Consider the following 14,991-nt stretch of genomic DNA (forward strand, 5'->3'; position numbering starts at 1 on the left):
TGGTATACCATTTCTACTATACGTGCTTTCCCTACTGGTACGCATAAAAGCGAACTGAGCATATGCAATAATCTCATAGAGACACAACTCTTACGAAGCAGTATGGGTTTTGCTTGCATCAGCTGGTAAAATATCGGTAACATTACAGGCAACAACACCATCTGAAAGCGTAATGTTTACTGAGTCGTGAGGCATTACTTGCTTGCAACTTTTAACTAACGCACCTGTTGACAGGCGCGTAATGCTATAGCCGCGTGCAATAACTTTCAAAGGAGACAAATCGTCTAAACGCGATGCTTGCAAAGCGCAAGCATGTTCTTCATGTTGCACAACACTACATGCAGCTTTATGCAAGGCTTGAACACCCAACTCACAGCGCTGCCTAGCTGCTTGCATATAAGAGCGAACACCCGACAACAATAACGCTTGGCAGCGCGTAAGCTCTTTTGAGTCTAAATCAAGCCCACTAGGAATTGCCGTCTTTAAGCGTTCGCGCAAAAGATCCAATGAGTCACTTTGCTGGCGCAGCGTATGCGGAAACGCGCTTGTAAGCGAAAATAAAGCAGCATCAAGGTTTTGAAACTCAGTTTTAAAAAGCTCTTCTGGAGCTTGAAATATAGGACGCGATGCAAATTTATCGAACTGAGTTGCAAAGCGTGCAAGCGAAACCTGTGACAGATGATGCAACCGGTTTAAAGCATCGGCAAATCCAGCGTATAGCTCCTCTTTTAAAGGAGTAACTGCTTCTGCTGCTGCGGTTGGCGTTGCTGCGCGCTTATCGGCAACCATATCGGCTATTGACGTATCAGGCTCATGGCCAATACCTGTTACCACAGGTACAGGGCATGAAGCTATTTCGCGTGCCAGCATTTCATCGTTAAACGGCATAAGATCGTCATATGAACCTCCGCCGCGCACGAGAAGTAACACATCAATGTTTGCTGAACACACACAACGCATCGCTTCAATAAGATGTGCTGGAGCATCAGAGCCTTCTACAGGAACACCTGCAAACACCATCGTTGTAAGTGGAAAACGCTGTGCAAGCGTACGGCGAACATCGTGAACTGCTGCACCACGCGGCGATGTTACAACACCAACGCGTGCAGGAAACAGCGGAATAGGACGTTTACGCTGTTCACTCATCAGACCTTCTGCTTGCAATTTTTTTGCAAGGTTTGCAACGCGCAAACGCAAATTGCCTTCGCCCGCAAGATTAAGCTGTGAGACATCAAATGACATGCGGCCTGTTTGCGCATAGCACGAAAAACGTCCCTGCACTTCCACGAGCGCACCAGCTGTCAGTGAAACACCGCTTGCCACGTAGCGATTATTCCACATAAGGCAGTTCAAAACGCCTTTTTCATCCTTGATTGTGAAATAAACAGCCTTGTAGCCGCGTTTTGCATTTACTTCAGATACTTCACCGATAATACGCAGCGAAACACCATTAAGCGTACGATTAACCACCTGAAGCGCTTGTGAAACACTGAGCGCACGTGGTGCACTATCCAATGACTGCGCCTCATCAGAAAAACCTGAAGCACCAAACGGCTGCGATGCATCGCTCGACGTATGATACGAATATGACGATCCGCGCGGCATTATTCTGCATCTCGGTTCTGAGTAAGCAACCACGCTAACTGCAATACTGAACTGAGCGCTGCTGCAACGTAGGTAAGTGCACAGGCGCGGAGCACATCAAACGAGCCTTTACGCTCGTCTTCAGGCAAAAATGTTGAATTCATATATACCATTGCACGCCTTGATGCATCAAATTCTACAGGCAGGGTAACTAAACTAAACAACACAACAATGGCGTACAGCGCAATAGCAGCTTGAACAAAACCAGCTATATTAAGCGCTACACCAGCTAAAAATATAAAAATCCAACCATTAGATGCAATATTTACAACAGGAACAATAGCACTGCGCAGTTGCATCGGTTTATAGCGCTGCGCATACTGATACGCGTGTCCACACTCATGACAAGCGGTAGCGGTAGCGGTAATACTGCGTGAATCGTATACAGAAGGAGACAGCGTAACACTATTTGTTTGGGGATCAAAAAAGTCTTGCCCTTCTTCCCCACGATGAATTTCTACATCGCGGATATCATAATATGAGAGCATTTTGCGTGCACATTCTGCACCGGTAAGGTTAGTACTAATAGGAATATCTTCATAGTGACGGAGGCGGTTTTTAACATACATCGAGGCAGCAAGCCCCAACAATACGGTTACTCCAACAAGCATCCAATAATTAAATGGCATAGCGATAACCCTTTCTCAATCGATATGTCGGAAGCTTATTATAGCGAACATTTACGAGTGTTGCGCACTCAGATGCGTAAGTGAAACCTTATTGTTGTGAATAGAAATACTAATTTTGCCATGGAGCGCATCAAGCAGTTCAAGACCGATAAGCGAGCGACGCCATCCATGCATACAGCGGCATAAATCGAAGTGTCCACGCGCTAAATTCACCAAATCGCTGTGCGATGCAAGGGTCTGAAATGCAATGTTGTTCTCCTCAGCACGCAGACGCACAATGCTTGAAAGCACATCAATGATACCATCAACGTTGGGTTCAGAATGACGGGATGAACGCTCAAGCTCAGGCCACGTGGAAGGATCCATCTTCCACACTTTTTGCACGCGCGCGATAAGTTCACGCGCTTCAGGCACAGTAATTTTGCGCTTGATGCCACGTACCATAAATAACTCATCGATAGAATATAAATTACGGCGCGCTGCTTCTACAATTTGTTCATCAGTAAGCACCCACTTGCGAGGCAGATTACGCGCACGCGCTTCAGTTTCACGCCATGCCGCCAATTCACGCGCTGCGGCAAGTGCTTTGCGATTAAGTGACGATCCATGTGCAAGATGTCGATAGCGTGTAAAAGGATCAATGACGTAATTTTCAAGATTAGCAAGTTCGTCAAAATCTTCATTTAACCAGTTCAAGCGACCACGATGCTCCAACTTTTGGTGCATTTGCGCATACATATCGGGAAGAAACAGCACATCTTCACGTGCGTAATTAAGTTGAGAGTCGCTCAGCGGTCGCAGCGACCAATCGGTAAATGCGTCTGACTTTTTGAGCTTTTCGCCACATAAAGCGCTCACCAAATTTCCATAGCCAATTTGTTGCGAATAACCTAACAATGCAGCGGCGATTTGCGTATCAAAAAGCGGTGCAGGAATAACGCCCAAATGGTCATATAATAGCTCGATGTCCTGGCGGCCAGCATGGAAAATTTTCATAATAGAAGGCGACGTAAACAGTGGTGCTAGCGCATCAAGAGAAGCTATGCGCAAAGGATCAACCAGTACGATTTCATCATCAGTAGCAAGTTGAATAAGGCACAATGTTGCATAATATGTTTTTTCGCGAAGAAATTCGGTATCGATTGCGAGCACTGATGAATGTGCTGCGCGTTGTGCAAAAGCAAGCAAATCGTCTTGAGTTTGAATATACATGCGTGTAAAACCTCGCTATACTAAGTACTGTCAGATGTATTTTAGCAAATACGCACGAGGAATGGTTCTATTGAAGCTACTTGTTGTTAATAACTTACAAGCGGGAGTTGAAGACGGCGCGCTCTTTGATTATCTGCGCTTTATCTCTAAAGATGCACAAGAAATTTGCTTGCGTAATACAGATGGTAGTTGTGACCTGCGCGAACTCCTACAAGGTGCTGAACGCTTTGATGCAGTTGTTGCATCGGGAGGCGATGGTACGATTGCAACTATATCTCACGCGCTTGCTGACACAAAAATCCCTATTCTCCCCTTTCCAGCTGGAACAGCAAACTTATTAGCCGATAACTTAAATAGCCCCATTGAACCCTTTGCACTTGCGCAAATAACAAAAAATATGAAAACACTTGATTTCGATTTAGGCGAAATTGTTGTGCAAGGAAAGCGTTTTGGCTTTGGAATAATGGCAGGTGCAGGCTATGATGCTACTATCATGCATGGGGCAAAACGCTCGAAGCAGCTGTTGGGAGCGCTTGCATACTTTCAAGCAGCAGTTCAAAACCCACTTCCAAAACGCTCACATATCAGCCTTGATATAGATGGCACGCATATTGAACGTGAAGCGTTGGGTGTTTTATTGGTTAATTTCTCAAAAATACAATTCGATATCACGCTTGTTCATGAGAATTTACCGCGCGATGGATCGCTTGATGTGATTATTCTTAAAGCGGAAAATGCATTTGGTTTGATACCTGCACTTATAGCTGGAATTTTAGACAGAGATGGTGAGTTTCCATCGCGCAGTGACGGGCTGGAGATTTTGCGTGGTCGCAATGTAACCGTGCATGCTGAACCACCTTTGCAAATTCAATACGATGGAGAAGTGCCTGGTTTAACGACGCCTTTCAGCGCGCATGTGCGAGACAAAGCAGTACGCTATATATTATCGCAACGAGGCTGGGAGCAATTTAGCGAAAAGGAAGCAACAAAAAGTAATTGCTCTTAAGCAGCATCGTGCGCGGGTTACATACTCGGAGCACACCTCACACCACTGGCAGGAAGCGATTACGGCATGAATAGGCTGATGAACTTAGGTGGATGGGTTGAATCTCGTACCGAACCTGAATGCAAAGGCTCCGTATATGCTAAGCGCATGAAGTAGATTATTATTCCTGCTTAGAATTAGTTTCTTTCTGTTTGCGCTGAGAGCTTTCTTCTTGTAAGTCATGCGAATGTACGTCATGCGAATGCTCTTTGAGATAGGCATTTTTTAGCACGTTATAGCGCATTTGTATGCATTCTAAAATTAAAGCAAATGCCATCGAGAAATACACCATCAGCTTCTCAACATGCATGCCTAACACTTCGATATGCGAGTTAATACCCAGCGAATCTAAGAACAACAATACGCCAATCACAGATATAAACACCAACGCAAGAATTTTCATCTCAACGTGCGTTTCAATAAAGTCAGAAATGACGTCGATGAATATCATCATGATCATAATAGCAATAAACACAGCTGCGATCATGACAAATAAATGGTCAGATAAACCTACAGCAGTAATGACAGAGTCGATAGAAAATACAATGTCCATCAGCATAATCGTTACTACAGCGCGCAGAAGTCCAATACGTTTTCGAACGTGAGGCTTCTCGTTTGGTGTGTGCTCGAATGCTTCTTTCAGCTCGCGTAACTGAAGCAGCTCAAGTACTTCCTGAATACCCTTAAAAATTAAATAGCCACCACCGAGAAATAAAATGATGTCTCGCACCGAAAAACCGTGATGGAAGAAAGGCACATCAATTTCAAAGAGGGGTTTTGATAGATGGGTTAAAAATGCTGCTAAACTTAAAAAAGCTGCGCGCATTAAAAAAGCGCCCGCCAAACCCACGTGGCGACCAATGGAGCGCAACCGCGGATCAAGCCTATCTGATGTAAGTGTAATAAAAACGATGTTATCGATACCAAGTACTATTTCAAGAAATGTAAGCGTTAAGAGTGTGATCCATCCTTCTGCGGTCGTAAAGATTGATAGATCAAACATGCAATTCCTTTTTAGAATACTGGATACAACACAAACATGGTGGGCGGTACAAGATTTGAACTTGTGACCTCTTCCGTGTCAGGGAAGCGCTCTCCCCCTGAGCTAACCGCCCGAAAAGCAAGGGGTATACTACGCAGCGTCTTTATACGTAGTGCCTTTGCAGTATACCCTAAGATAGCATTCTTTGAAAGGTTGATTCCGTGCTCACATGAAATACGTATTTTCAAATGAAGCATACGCATTAATCAGCTATAAAAACGAGCTGCATATCGCCACATGCGTGCGGCTGCTCAATGGTAATTTCATTTTGCTTGTAAAGCTCAAGCACGGCAAGAAATGATGCAACAATACGCTCAGGAGTTGCCTTGGCGCCTATAAAACTCCAAAATGACACGTGATTATCTTTTGACAGCCGTGTACGCAAACGAGTAATTGTCTCCGACAAAGGAGCACGAGGTTTACCAATGTGCTCTGAGCTTAGCAAAGCCTGTGTTTGACGATCAGCAACGCGCAGAATCGCTCGAGCAAGAACACTCTGATCACTTGCTTTAACGGCAGCATATTTCGCATACGGAAATTCGAGCGTACGCCCTATACGGCGCGCATGGATTCGCAAGCGCTGCACGCGTAATTCAAGCAGCGGGTCAATTGTGCTCCGTATATGAGAATATGTTAATAACTTTTCAAGAAGCTGGCAGCGCGCATCAAGTGGCTCAAGTTCTTCCTGTTCATCGCTTGATACATCAACGTGGCTTTCAGCATGATGCGGCAGTAAGCGAAACGCTTTCATCTCAAGCAAGCTGGATGCAATCGATAGAAAATCACTTGCAAGCTCGCTACTATACGATTCATCTATACTGTTATCAAGTGCTTCCCTCGCAGATTTATTATGCGCCGAGTCTTCCCTCTTGTTATGCTCACGTGCGTCATGAGAAGCTTCATCACGAGAAATGTCACTACTAAACATTATTTCATCAGGAATCGAACGTGCAGTATTCATAGCACTCAGATACTGAACAACAATATCGTCAAGAGAGAGCGCGCATACATCGATTTTATTTGAAACCACTAAACGCAGCAGTAAATCAAAAGGGCCGTCAAATGCATCGGTTCTAATACGCGGTGTGCTCACTATATCCCCTGCATAAATGGAAACAAAACACGACCTAAAGCGCGTGCAGTTACGTCAAAATAACCACTAAACAAATCAATATGCGCCACCTGCGGCAATACAATAACAACAATAATAAATACGGGAAAAGCATAGCGCTGAATAGCATAATACTGTGGCAAATACTGCTTAGGCATAATAAGTGCAAAAAGCGATGAGCCGTCAAGCGGTGGAACAGGTAACAAGTTAAAAAACATAAGGTATAAGTTTACAAATGCAAATAAAGGCAGATAGAGCGTAAAAAATATCGAGAAAATAGCATCGTTAAGCCACACGTTCAAAGGCGCATAGCTATACAGTACATACGCAATTGCTGCTGCAAGTAACGCGAGTAATAAATTCATGCACGGTCCTGCAATACCAACAAGAAAATCATCGCGGCGTGGGTTTTTAAAATTGTGAGGATTATAGGGTACTGGCTTTGCATACCCAAAAACTGGCATGTTAACTGCCATAAGCATTAAAGGCAACAGCACCGTGCCAAAAGGATCAATGTGGTTAAGCGGGTTAATTGAAGTACGTTTACGCTGGTAAGCTGTAGTATCACCCAAGCGTTTTGCCATAAGTGCGTGCCCCATTTCGTGAAGCACAATTGCTGGCACAAATGAGAGCAATGAACAGACAATATAAGGAACAGAAAACATAGTCACCTCATGCGAGAAACCAACAGATATCTCAGACGTATTTCAAAGCAGTATACCAAAAAGACGCTCCACGCAGAGTGCATACGAGCGTCTTTCTGAATTAACATGCTATTGAGTAAGCGCCAAGGCACTACACATTACTTAAAAAAGCCTTCGTAATTGTGCATCTTAAGTTGGCTTTCCATTTTCGTCATAGTATCAAGTGCAACGCCAATCATGATGAGGATAGACGTACCACCAAATGCTTGTATCAACTGGTTGTTCGTAAAGTAAAACAAAATCGAAGGCACAATGGCGATAAGAGCAATAAAAATACCCCCGGGCAGCGTAACACGGCGCAACACATTACGCAAATACGTTTCAGTGGCAAAACCAGGACGAATACCTGGGATAAAGCCGCCTTGCTTTTTCAAGTTATCAGACGTGTCAACAGGGTTAAACACCATCGATGTATAGAAATACGCAAAGAACACGATCAAGAATAGCGTTAATACCCAGTTTACGATACCCGTAGAAATCATATTCGCAAAGCTTGTAAGCCAGCCAACATTGAACAGAGCGGCAATTTGAGCTGGGAAGTAAATAAGGCAGCTTGCAAAGATGATAGGGATAACACCTGCTGCGTTCACTTTAAAAGGAATGTAGGTGCTTTGCCCGCCCATCATGCGTCGTCCTTGCATACGCTTAGCATAATTTACCGGAATACGGCGCTGAGCACGCTCTACATAAATGATAAGCGGAATGCAAACGCACACGACAGCTACAATCAAGATAGTAATAGCGATACCTTGTTGCATGGTAGTGCTGTGCGTAATAGACGAGAAAATAGCGCTCGGAACACGTGAAACGATGCTTACAAAGATGATCAACGACATACCATTACCTATGCCGCGCTGAGTGATAAGCTCGCCCATCCACATGATAAATGCTGTACCAGCCACAAGCGTAAACACCACGATAATCGACGTTAACGCATAAGGAACATCTGATGAAAAACGCACACCATACGCAGGCGATTGGAACAACAGCAAATAACCTACCGCATTGATTAGGCCAAGACCCATTGTCATATAACGCGTAACCTGAGTAATTTTACGACGTCCAGTTTCTCCATCTTTAGCCCAGCGACCGACTGTTGGAATAACACCTTGCATAAGCTGCATAATAATTGATGCCGTGATGTATGGCATAATTCCAAGTGAAAATACCGAGAAGTGCGAGAGCGCACCACCAGTAAACAAGTCGAGCATCGACATTGAAACGCCCGAACCTGAATTTGCAAATGCTTCAGCAAATTGGCGAAACGGAATGCCTGGAACAGGCAGATAAGCGCCAAAGCGATATAACGCCAAAATTCCAAGCGTAAACAGTATTTTCTTTCGAAGTTCTGGAACTTTGAAAGCTCCAATCAGTGCGCTTAGCAAGGCTCTTCAACCTTTCCGCCAGCCGCTTCTACTTTGGCTTTGGCACTCTTAGACACTTTATCAAGCTTAATAGTAAGCTTTTTCGTAAGTTCTCCATCGCCCAAAAGCTTCACCAGTGCATCGCTATGCTTGATGATACCCTTTTCTTTTAACGCTGCGTGATCTACCACGCTGCCAGCTTCAAATTTAGCTTCCAAACGCGACACATTTACTGGAATATACTCAACGCGGTTGATGTTCGTGAAACCAGGTAATTTAGGAAGACGACGCGCGAGCGGTGTTTGACCACCCTCAAAACCTGCGCCTTTGGTGCCGCCTGAGCGTGAACCCTGTCCGTTAAGACCACGACCAGCTGTTTTACCTTTACCAGCAGCATGACCGCGTCCTACGCGTGTACGCTTCTTTTTTGAACCTTGAGCGGGAAAAAGATCAGATAATTCCATGTGAAAAACTCCTTAAATCGCTTCGAACACATGTGTTCGACCTGGCAGCTCGCCGCCAGAAACTTCCATTGCTGCAGCACGACACTCGGTGCGGTGCTGACACATACGCGAGATTATAACACAAGTTGCCTGCGTATTGAAAAAACTACAAAAAAAGAGTCGCATGCAAATAAGAATTCACATGCGACCTTATAAGTTCTTGTCTATGCGCTACCAGCACGTTATACTTTCAATGCATGTGGTGGCGCAGCGTACAACGCAGAGCTCACTGCGTTGTTTTATGCTTCCTGCACTTCCACAAGATGCTTTACTTTGAAAATCATGCCACGAACGCTGTCGTTGTCAACAAGCTCGCTGGTTTTACCAATGCGCCCGAGCCCAAGAGCTTTCAGTGTACGTTCTTGATCGTATTTACGACCAATAGCACTTTTAATTTGTGTTACTACAAGTTTCTTGCTCGCCATTATTTGACCTCCTTGCGACCAAAGATCTGATCTACTGTCAAATTACGACGCTCAGCAACTTGCTCGGGGCTTTGCATGTTCTTTAAGCCTTCAGCACATGCTTTCACGATGTTCATCGAGTTCGTTGAACCAAGCGATTTGGTAATAACGTCGGTAATACCGGCAAGTTCCATGATGGCACGTACAGCGCCACCAGCCATAACACCAGTACCAGGCATAGCAGGGCGAATCAAAACGCGCCCAGCGCCAAACTCACCAATAATGTCATGAGGAACTGTTTTTTCTTCAGTCAGAGGTACCGTGAACATGTTCTTCTTAGCGTCTTCAACGCCTTTTGCAATAGCAGCAGGCACTTCTTTAGATTTGCCAAGACCGATACCAACGCGACCGTTGCCATCTCCTACCACAACGAGGGCAGAAAGGGACATACGACGTCCACCTTTTACTACCTTTGAAACACGATTTACTAAAACCACGCGCTCCTGAAGTTCGGGAACACTTGATTCTTGTTGCTGTTTACGAGCCATAAAGCCACATTCCCTTCTAGAACTTCAGACCAGCACTGCGCGCGCCTTCAGCTACTGCCTTAACGCGTCCGTGATATAAATTACCGCCACGGTCAAAAACAACTTCTTCAAGCTTCAGAGCTACTGCTTTTTTAGCGATGATCTCACCTAAAGCATAAGCACCTTCCACTGTTGCAGCTTTTTTGCCTGTTTCTTTGAATTCAGGACCTAAGGTAGATGCACCGCATAATGTTTTGCGTGCTACATCATCGATTACCTGAACATACATATTGGCATTACTGCGCGTAATGCACAAGCGAGGACGAGCTGCCGTTCCCGACACCTTAGCGCGAACGCGACGATGACGACGGGAAAGTCCGCTTTGCCTCTTTAAAAAATTGCTATTCATAAAGAATTCCCTTTCAATCTTTACATGCTCTTTTTACAAGGCAGCGTTATTCGCCCTTACCGGCTTTACCAAGCTTGCGACGTACATATTCACCATCGTAGCGAATACCTTTGCCCTTATAAGGCTCGGGTTTACGCCACTTGCGAATGTCAGCCGCGACCTGTCCAACGTGCTCTTTGCTAATGCCGTGAACGATAATTTCAGTTTGAGAAGGAACTTCAAAGCTGATGCCTTCCGTTGCTTCTACTAATACTGGATGTGAATAACCAAGCTGCAACTCAAGATTTTTGCCCTTAAGTGCTGCACGGTATCCAACACCTACTAACTGGAGCTTCTTTTGAAAACCAGTTGAAACACCTTCAACCATATTCGCGAGCAGCGAGCGCACCAATCCATGGAAACTACGAGCTTCACGAGAATCGTCTACGCGCTCAACAATAATATGATTGTCTTGTTCGCTTATGCGAACGTGTGCTGGAAACTCGCGTACCAGCTCACCTTTTGCACCCTTTACCGTTACCTGGGAACCGTTAATTGTAACCGTTACGCCGGCTGGAATGGCTACGGGCTGTTTTCCTATGCGGGACATACTTAACCTCGCTCCCCTTTCCTACCAGACGTATGCGATAACTTCACCACCGATGCCCAATTTACGAGCATCGCGATCTGCCATCACACCCTGGCTTGTAGAAATAATTGCCGTTCCAAGTCCGCCTAATACGCGTGGAAGTTCATCTTTTCCTGCATAAATGCGCAAACCTGGTTTAGAAATACGCTTAATACCACGAATTGTACGCGATTTCTTATCGCCATACTTCAAAACGATATCAAGACTGCTGCGGGGATCACCAGCTACTACTTCAAAGCTTGTGATATAACCCTCTTGCTGCATAATGCGAGCAATTTCAACCAACTTTTTGCTCGAAGGCATAGACACAGAGTCTTTGCCTGCAGAATGTGCATTACGTATACGCGTAAGCATATCTGCTATAGGGTCGGTCATTGTCATTTAGATTCTCCTTTTATTCATGATGAACCACATCACTCGGTTCGCTTACACCCTTAATGCATGCGCCTGAGTAAGGGCACATCCCAAACGTCTGCCAAATGTCTCTTACCAAGACGACTTGGTTACGCCAGGAAGCTCGCCTTTATTGGCAAGTTCACGCAGGCACACACGGCACAAGCCAAACTTGCGATAAAAAGCACGAGGACGACCACAACGTGTGCAGCGATTATGTTCGCGCGTTGAAAATTTAGCCTCACGCTTGGCTTTGGCGATCATCGACTTCTTAGCCATTAAATTCCTTCTTTCTCATGTAAGACATGTACGTTTGTCTCAAAATTCGTTTGATACAGCGGCATTATGCAGTTTCAACATCTTTAAATGGGAAACCAAGTGCCTTTAACAGTGCAAGGGCATTTTCGTTAGAACCTGCATTCGTAACAAAGGTAATGTCCATGCCGCGCGTACGATCAATCTTATCATAATCAATTTCAGGGAAGATAAGTTGCTCAGTAATACCCAATGAATAGTTACCACGGCCATCGAAGCTTTTAGGAGAAATACCACGGAAGTCGCGTACACGAGGAAGCGCCGTTGACAAAAGACGATCAAGGAATTCCCACATGCGATCGCCACGAAGCGTTACTTTAGCGCCAATTGCCTGGCCTTCACGAACATGAAAACCAGCGATTGACTTGCGTGCACGCGTAACGCATGGCTGCTGTCCGGTAATTGCACGTAAATCGGCAATCGCACCGTCAAGCAACTTCGAATCGCTTGCAGCTTTACCTACTCCCATGTTTACAACAATTTTCTGAAGACGTGGAACTTGATTTACATTGCTTACACCAAGCTCTTTTTCCAGTTGTGAAACAACTTTTGTTTTGTAAAGTTCCTTCAAACGAGGTGTCATTTACATTCCTTTCCGATGAATTAAACTGAGGATTTCCAACCCTCGGTCCCTCCTGAAAGCACAGGAGGGTCATAACGTTTTAAGCACGTACTAGTCGAGATCTTTTCCCGATGGGCGTGCTACACGCACTTTCGTACCATCATCTTTTACACGATAGCCCACGCGCGTAGGCTTTTTAGTTGACGGATCAATCAGTGCTACATTAGACACATGAAGTGGTGCTTCAACAGAAGAAATACTACCCTGGGGGTTTTGCTGTGTTGGACGAACAGCTTTCTTCGCAATATTGATGCCTTCAACAACAACTTTGTTTTCAGAAGGAAGAGCACGAAGAACTTTGCCTTGTTTGCCTTTATCTTTACCAGCGATAACTTGAACAAGATCGTCCTTTTTAATTTTCAAACCACTCATAAGTGCACCTCCTTACAGTGTTTCTGGTGCCAAAGACACAATTTTCATATACTTCTTGTCGCGCAATTCACGAGCAACAGGCCCGAAAATACGCGTACCGCGAGGCGATCCATCTTCGTTAATAAGAACAGCAGAGTTCTGATCGAAGCGAATATACGAACCGTCATTGCGGCGAACTTCCTTTTTCACGCGAACAACTACGCAGCGAACAACATCGCCTTTCTTTACATTCGCGTTAGGAATAGCTTCTTTTACTGCACAAATAATGACATCGCCAAGACCAGCATAGCGACGACCAGTACCACCAAGAACCTTAATGCACATAACTTTACGAGCACCAGAGTTATCGGCAACTGTCAGCATGGTTTGCGCCTGAATCATCTGATTACCTAACTTTCTTCACACGAGTAAACGAGAAACTTACGCCTACTACTGAGCTTTTTCGACAATTTTAACGAGGCGCCAACGCTTCATTTTAGAAAGCGGACGAGTTTCCATAATAGAAACTGTGTCACCGATATGGGCTTCATTATGTTCGTCATGGGCATGAAACTTCTTAGTTGTGGTCATCATCTTACCGTAAATGGGATGCGGCTTGCGCTCCTTGATTTCCACAACGCATGTTTTGTCATTAGCGTCGCTTACCACAACACCCTGACGCGTCTTACGATAATTGCGTTTTTCAGTCATGATATTCTACCTTCCTAAAACCCGCGCTAATTAAGAGCTTTAAGCTCGCGGGCGCGCATCTCAGTCTGGATACGAGCAATGTCGGTTTTGACTTGTCCAAGACGCGCTGTGTTATCAAGCTGACTTGTTGCCATTTGAAAACGCAAGTTAAATAACTCTGCGCGCGCATCTTTTAGCTTTGCCTGCAAATCTTCGGCGGAAAGCTCGTGAATTTCTTTCGCTTTCATTTATTCCCGCCCTTCTGTCTCACGAGTTACAATCTTGCACTTGATAGGCAATTTATTAACCGCAAGACGAAGTGCTTCGTGAGCAACCTCAGGCTCAACGCCGCCAACTTCGAACATAATACGGCCCGGTTTTACAACCGCCACCCATGCCTCAGGGTTACCTTTACCGGAACCCATACGGGTTTCAGCAGGTTTTTTAGTAATAGGCTTATCAGGGAAGATGGTGATCCAAACTTTACCACCACGCTTCATTTCACGCGTCATAGCAATACGAGCTGCCTCTATCTGACGGTTCGTAATCCATGCAGCTTCAAGTGCCTGAATGCCAAATTGACCATGATTCAAACGCGTTCCACCTTTGGCTGCGCCTTTCATGGAACCACGCTGCACCTTACGGTGCGCAACACGCTTAGGTACGAGCATTTACTTAGCACCCCTCTCAGAGCGATCGGCACGTCCAGCGCCACGGCGCGAACGTGAAGGACGAGCGCTGCCTTCGAGCGCAGGCTGTGGAGCTTTCTGACCAGGGAGAACTTCTCCGTGATAAATCCACACTTGAACACCAATTGAACCCATGGTAGTTGCAGCAGTTGCAAATCCATAATCGATCTTGGCGCGCAGAGTATGCAAAGGCACGCGACCTTCACGATACCATTCACGACGGCTCATTTCTGCACCGCCTAAACGACCTGAACACTGAATACGAATGCCCTTTGCACCGCTTTTCATAGCAGACTGTACTGCCTTGCGCATAGCGCGACGGAAAGCAACGCGGCCTTCAAGCTGTTCGGCGATCGACTGAGCAACCAAAATTGCATCGAGCTCGGGACGCTTAACTTCCAAAACCTCAACTGACACAGTACCGACAGCAATCGATTGCAGCTTTTTGCGCAAAGAATCGATTTCTGATCCTTTTTTACCAATTACAACACCAGGGCGGGCAGTAACGATAATAACTTTGGTTTTGTCTCCTGCACGTTCAATTTCGATACGAGAAATTGCAGCGCGTACTAATTCTTTCGAAAGAAAATTACGAATAGCCTGGTCATTTTCAAGAGACTTTGCATACTCTTTGTTTGCATACCAACGGCTACGCCAATTTTCCGTAATGCCAAGACGAAAACCGGTAGGGCTTACTTTTTGACCCATA

General features: G+C 45.2%; 22 protein-coding genes and 1 tRNA gene. 1 reads left to right on the top strand and 22 read right to left on the bottom strand.

Annotated elements, in window-relative coordinates:
* Window positions 1–90: 90 nt before the first annotated feature.
* Genes xseA through rnd form a run of 3 tightly spaced genes read right to left on the bottom strand, consistent with a single transcriptional unit; the run spans window position 91 to window position 3,485 of the window.
* Window positions 91–1,605, bottom strand: a complete 1,515-nt coding sequence (gene xseA, locus HMPREF3190_RS02520; RefSeq protein ID WP_066780059.1) for an exodeoxyribonuclease VII large subunit — start codon at window positions 1,603–1,605, stop codon at window positions 91–93.
* Window positions 1,605–2,273: a zinc metallopeptidase gene (locus HMPREF3190_RS02525; protein WP_066780061.1), complete on the bottom strand. Its 669-nt coding sequence runs from the start codon at window positions 2,271–2,273 to the stop codon at window positions 1,605–1,607. The genes xseA and HMPREF3190_RS02525 overlap by 1 nt, the downstream gene beginning before the upstream one ends.
* 51 nt (window positions 2,274–2,324) lie before the next feature.
* Window positions 2,325–3,485 (bottom strand): ribonuclease D, encoded by a 1,161-nt coding sequence (gene rnd / locus HMPREF3190_RS02530; protein WP_066780063.1) that lies wholly within the window; start codon window positions 3,483–3,485, stop codon window positions 2,325–2,327.
* Window positions 3,486–3,546: 61 nt separating this feature from the next.
* Between rnd and HMPREF3190_RS02535 the strand changes: the two genes are divergently transcribed.
* Complete coding sequence (locus HMPREF3190_RS02535; protein ID WP_449676054.1) at window positions 3,547–4,491, top strand: diacylglycerol/lipid kinase family protein; 945 nt, start codon at window positions 3,547–3,549, stop codon at window positions 4,489–4,491.
* 160 nt (window positions 4,492–4,651) lie between these two features.
* Here HMPREF3190_RS02535 and HMPREF3190_RS02540 read toward each other — a convergent pair whose 3' ends face one another.
* From HMPREF3190_RS02540 to rpsC, 19 genes are all read right to left on the bottom strand, one after another.
* A complete protein-coding gene (locus tag HMPREF3190_RS02540; RefSeq protein ID WP_082715099.1) occupies window positions 4,652–5,533 on the bottom strand; it encodes a TerC family protein in 882 nt (293 codons plus the stop codon).
* A gap of 37 nt (window positions 5,534–5,570) precedes the next feature.
* Window positions 5,571–5,645 (bottom strand) — tRNA-Val (locus tag HMPREF3190_RS02545).
* Between the two features lie 129 nt (window positions 5,646–5,774).
* Entirely contained in the window at window positions 5,775–6,665 is an 891-nt protein-coding gene (locus HMPREF3190_RS02550; protein ID WP_066780066.1) for a segregation and condensation protein A, read from the bottom strand.
* Window positions 6,665–7,348: a site-2 protease family protein gene (locus HMPREF3190_RS02555; protein ID WP_066780067.1), complete on the bottom strand. Its 684-nt coding sequence runs from the start codon at window positions 7,346–7,348 to the stop codon at window positions 6,665–6,667. Before HMPREF3190_RS02555 ends, HMPREF3190_RS02550 begins: the two co-directional genes overlap by 1 nt.
* A gap of 137 nt (window positions 7,349–7,485) precedes the next feature.
* Window positions 7,486–8,772: a preprotein translocase subunit SecY gene (gene secY, locus HMPREF3190_RS02560; protein ID WP_066780068.1), complete on the bottom strand. Its 1,287-nt coding sequence runs from the start codon at window positions 8,770–8,772 to the stop codon at window positions 7,486–7,488.
* Window positions 8,766–9,215, bottom strand: coding sequence for a 50S ribosomal protein L15 (rplO, locus tag HMPREF3190_RS02565; protein ID WP_066780069.1), 450 nt, complete (start codon window positions 9,213–9,215; stop codon window positions 8,766–8,768). Before rplO ends, secY begins: the two co-directional genes overlap by 7 nt.
* A 278-nt stretch (window positions 9,216–9,493) precedes the next feature.
* Window positions 9,494–9,679 carry a 50S ribosomal protein L30 gene (gene rpmD, locus HMPREF3190_RS02570; RefSeq protein WP_066780070.1) on the bottom strand — a complete coding sequence of 62 codons (186 nt, stop codon included), beginning with the start codon at window positions 9,677–9,679 and terminating at the stop codon, window positions 9,494–9,496.
* Entirely contained in the window at window positions 9,679–10,206 is a 528-nt protein-coding gene (gene rpsE, locus HMPREF3190_RS02575; protein ID WP_066780071.1) for a 30S ribosomal protein S5, read from the bottom strand. Before rpsE ends, rpmD begins: the two co-directional genes overlap by 1 nt.
* Window positions 10,207–10,222: 16 nt before the next feature.
* A complete protein-coding gene (gene rplR / locus HMPREF3190_RS02580; RefSeq protein ID WP_066780072.1) occupies window positions 10,223–10,594 on the bottom strand; it encodes a 50S ribosomal protein L18 in 372 nt (123 codons plus the stop codon).
* Window positions 10,595–10,640: 46 nt separating this feature from the next.
* A complete protein-coding gene (gene rplF, locus HMPREF3190_RS02585; RefSeq protein WP_066780073.1) occupies window positions 10,641–11,183 on the bottom strand; it encodes a 50S ribosomal protein L6 in 543 nt (180 codons plus the stop codon).
* A 21-nt stretch (window positions 11,184–11,204) separates the two neighbouring features.
* The gene (gene rpsH / locus HMPREF3190_RS02590; RefSeq protein ID WP_066780074.1) at window positions 11,205–11,603 is read right to left on the bottom strand and encodes a 30S ribosomal protein S8; all 399 of its coding nucleotides are present in this window, start codon (window positions 11,601–11,603) and stop codon (window positions 11,205–11,207) included.
* Between the two features lie 105 nt (window positions 11,604–11,708).
* On the bottom strand, window positions 11,709–11,894 hold the full coding sequence (locus HMPREF3190_RS02595) for a type Z 30S ribosomal protein S14 (protein ID WP_066780080.1): 186 nt from the start codon (window positions 11,892–11,894) through the stop codon (window positions 11,709–11,711).
* A gap of 64 nt (window positions 11,895–11,958) precedes the next feature.
* The gene (gene rplE, locus HMPREF3190_RS02600; protein ID WP_066780081.1) at window positions 11,959–12,513 is read right to left on the bottom strand and encodes a 50S ribosomal protein L5; all 555 of its coding nucleotides are present in this window, start codon (window positions 12,511–12,513) and stop codon (window positions 11,959–11,961) included.
* A gap of 90 nt (window positions 12,514–12,603) precedes the next feature.
* On the bottom strand, window positions 12,604–12,924 hold the full coding sequence (rplX, locus tag HMPREF3190_RS02605; RefSeq protein ID WP_066780082.1) for a 50S ribosomal protein L24: 321 nt from the start codon (window positions 12,922–12,924) through the stop codon (window positions 12,604–12,606).
* A gap of 12 nt (window positions 12,925–12,936) precedes the next feature.
* Entirely contained in the window at window positions 12,937–13,305 is a 369-nt protein-coding gene (gene rplN, locus HMPREF3190_RS02610; protein ID WP_066780083.1) for a 50S ribosomal protein L14, read from the bottom strand.
* Between the two features lie 48 nt (window positions 13,306–13,353).
* On the bottom strand, window positions 13,354–13,614 hold the full coding sequence (rpsQ, locus tag HMPREF3190_RS02615) for a 30S ribosomal protein S17 (protein WP_066780085.1): 261 nt from the start codon (window positions 13,612–13,614) through the stop codon (window positions 13,354–13,356).
* Between the two features lie 26 nt (window positions 13,615–13,640).
* Window positions 13,641–13,841 carry a 50S ribosomal protein L29 gene (rpmC, locus tag HMPREF3190_RS02620; protein WP_066780087.1) on the bottom strand — a complete coding sequence of 67 codons (201 nt, stop codon included), beginning with the start codon at window positions 13,839–13,841 and terminating at the stop codon, window positions 13,641–13,643.
* Window positions 13,842–14,264, bottom strand: a complete 423-nt coding sequence (gene rplP / locus HMPREF3190_RS02625) for a 50S ribosomal protein L16 (protein WP_066780089.1) — start codon at window positions 14,262–14,264, stop codon at window positions 13,842–13,844.
* Entirely contained in the window at window positions 14,265–14,990 is a 726-nt protein-coding gene (gene rpsC, locus HMPREF3190_RS02630) for a 30S ribosomal protein S3 (RefSeq protein WP_066780091.1), read from the bottom strand.
* Between the last annotated feature and the right edge of the window lies 1 nt (window position 14,991).

Source organism: Umbribacter vaginalis (genome assembly GCA_001552935.1).
Lineage (GTDB): Bacteria > Actinomycetota > Coriobacteriia > Coriobacteriales > Eggerthellaceae > Berryella > Berryella vaginalis.

Excerpts from the sequence above, each read along its gene's own strand:
- xseA (WP_066780059.1), bottom strand. The coding sequence starts at position 1,605 with ATGCCGCGCGGATCGTCATATTCGTATCATACGTCGAGCGATGCATCG.
- HMPREF3190_RS02525 (WP_066780061.1), bottom strand. The coding sequence starts at position 2,273 with ATGCCATTTAATTATTGGATGCTTGTTGGAGTAACCGTATTGTTGGGG.
- rnd (WP_066780063.1), bottom strand. The coding sequence starts at position 3,485 with ATGTATATTCAAACTCAAGACGATTTGCTTGCTTTTGCACAACGCGCA.
- HMPREF3190_RS02535 (WP_449676054.1), top strand. The coding sequence starts at position 3,547 with ATGGTTCTATTGAAGCTACTTGTTGTTAATAACTTACAAGCGGGAGTT.
- HMPREF3190_RS02540 (WP_082715099.1), bottom strand. The coding sequence starts at position 5,533 with ATGTTTGATCTATCAATCTTTACGACCGCAGAAGGATGGATCACACTC.
- HMPREF3190_RS02555 (WP_066780067.1), bottom strand. The coding sequence starts at position 7,348 with ATGTTTTCTGTTCCTTATATTGTCTGTTCATTGCTCTCATTTGTGCCA.
- rplO (WP_066780069.1), bottom strand. The coding sequence starts at position 9,215 with ATGGAATTATCTGATCTTTTTCCCGCTCAAGGTTCAAAAAAGAAGCGT.
- rpmD (WP_066780070.1), bottom strand. The coding sequence starts at position 9,679 with ATGGCGAGCAAGAAACTTGTAGTAACACAAATTAAAAGTGCTATTGGT.
- rpsE (WP_066780071.1), bottom strand. The coding sequence starts at position 10,206 with ATGGCTCGTAAACAGCAACAAGAATCAAGTGTTCCCGAACTTCAGGAG.
- rplR (WP_066780072.1), bottom strand. The coding sequence starts at position 10,594 with ATGAATAGCAATTTTTTAAAGAGGCAAAGCGGACTTTCCCGTCGTCAT.
- rplF (WP_066780073.1), bottom strand. The coding sequence starts at position 11,183 with ATGTCCCGCATAGGAAAACAGCCCGTAGCCATTCCAGCCGGCGTAACG.
- rpsH (WP_066780074.1), bottom strand. The coding sequence starts at position 11,603 with ATGACAATGACCGACCCTATAGCAGATATGCTTACGCGTATACGTAAT.
- HMPREF3190_RS02595 (WP_066780080.1), bottom strand. The coding sequence starts at position 11,894 with ATGGCTAAGAAGTCGATGATCGCCAAAGCCAAGCGTGAGGCTAAATTT.
- rplE (WP_066780081.1), bottom strand. The coding sequence starts at position 12,513 with ATGACACCTCGTTTGAAGGAACTTTACAAAACAAAAGTTGTTTCACAA.
- rplX (WP_066780082.1), bottom strand. The coding sequence starts at position 12,924 with ATGAGTGGTTTGAAAATTAAAAAGGACGATCTTGTTCAAGTTATCGCT.
- rplN (WP_066780083.1), bottom strand. The coding sequence starts at position 13,305 with ATGATTCAGGCGCAAACCATGCTGACAGTTGCCGATAACTCTGGTGCT.
- rpsQ (WP_066780085.1), bottom strand. The coding sequence starts at position 13,614 with ATGACTGAAAAACGCAATTATCGTAAGACGCGTCAGGGTGTTGTGGTA.
- rpmC (WP_066780087.1), bottom strand. The coding sequence starts at position 13,841 with ATGAAAGCGAAAGAAATTCACGAGCTTTCCGCCGAAGATTTGCAGGCA.
- rplP (WP_066780089.1), bottom strand. The coding sequence starts at position 14,264 with ATGCTCGTACCTAAGCGTGTTGCGCACCGTAAGGTGCAGCGTGGTTCC.
- rpsC (WP_066780091.1), bottom strand. The coding sequence starts at position 14,990 with ATGGGTCAAAAAGTAAGCCCTACCGGTTTTCGTCTTGGCATTACGGAA.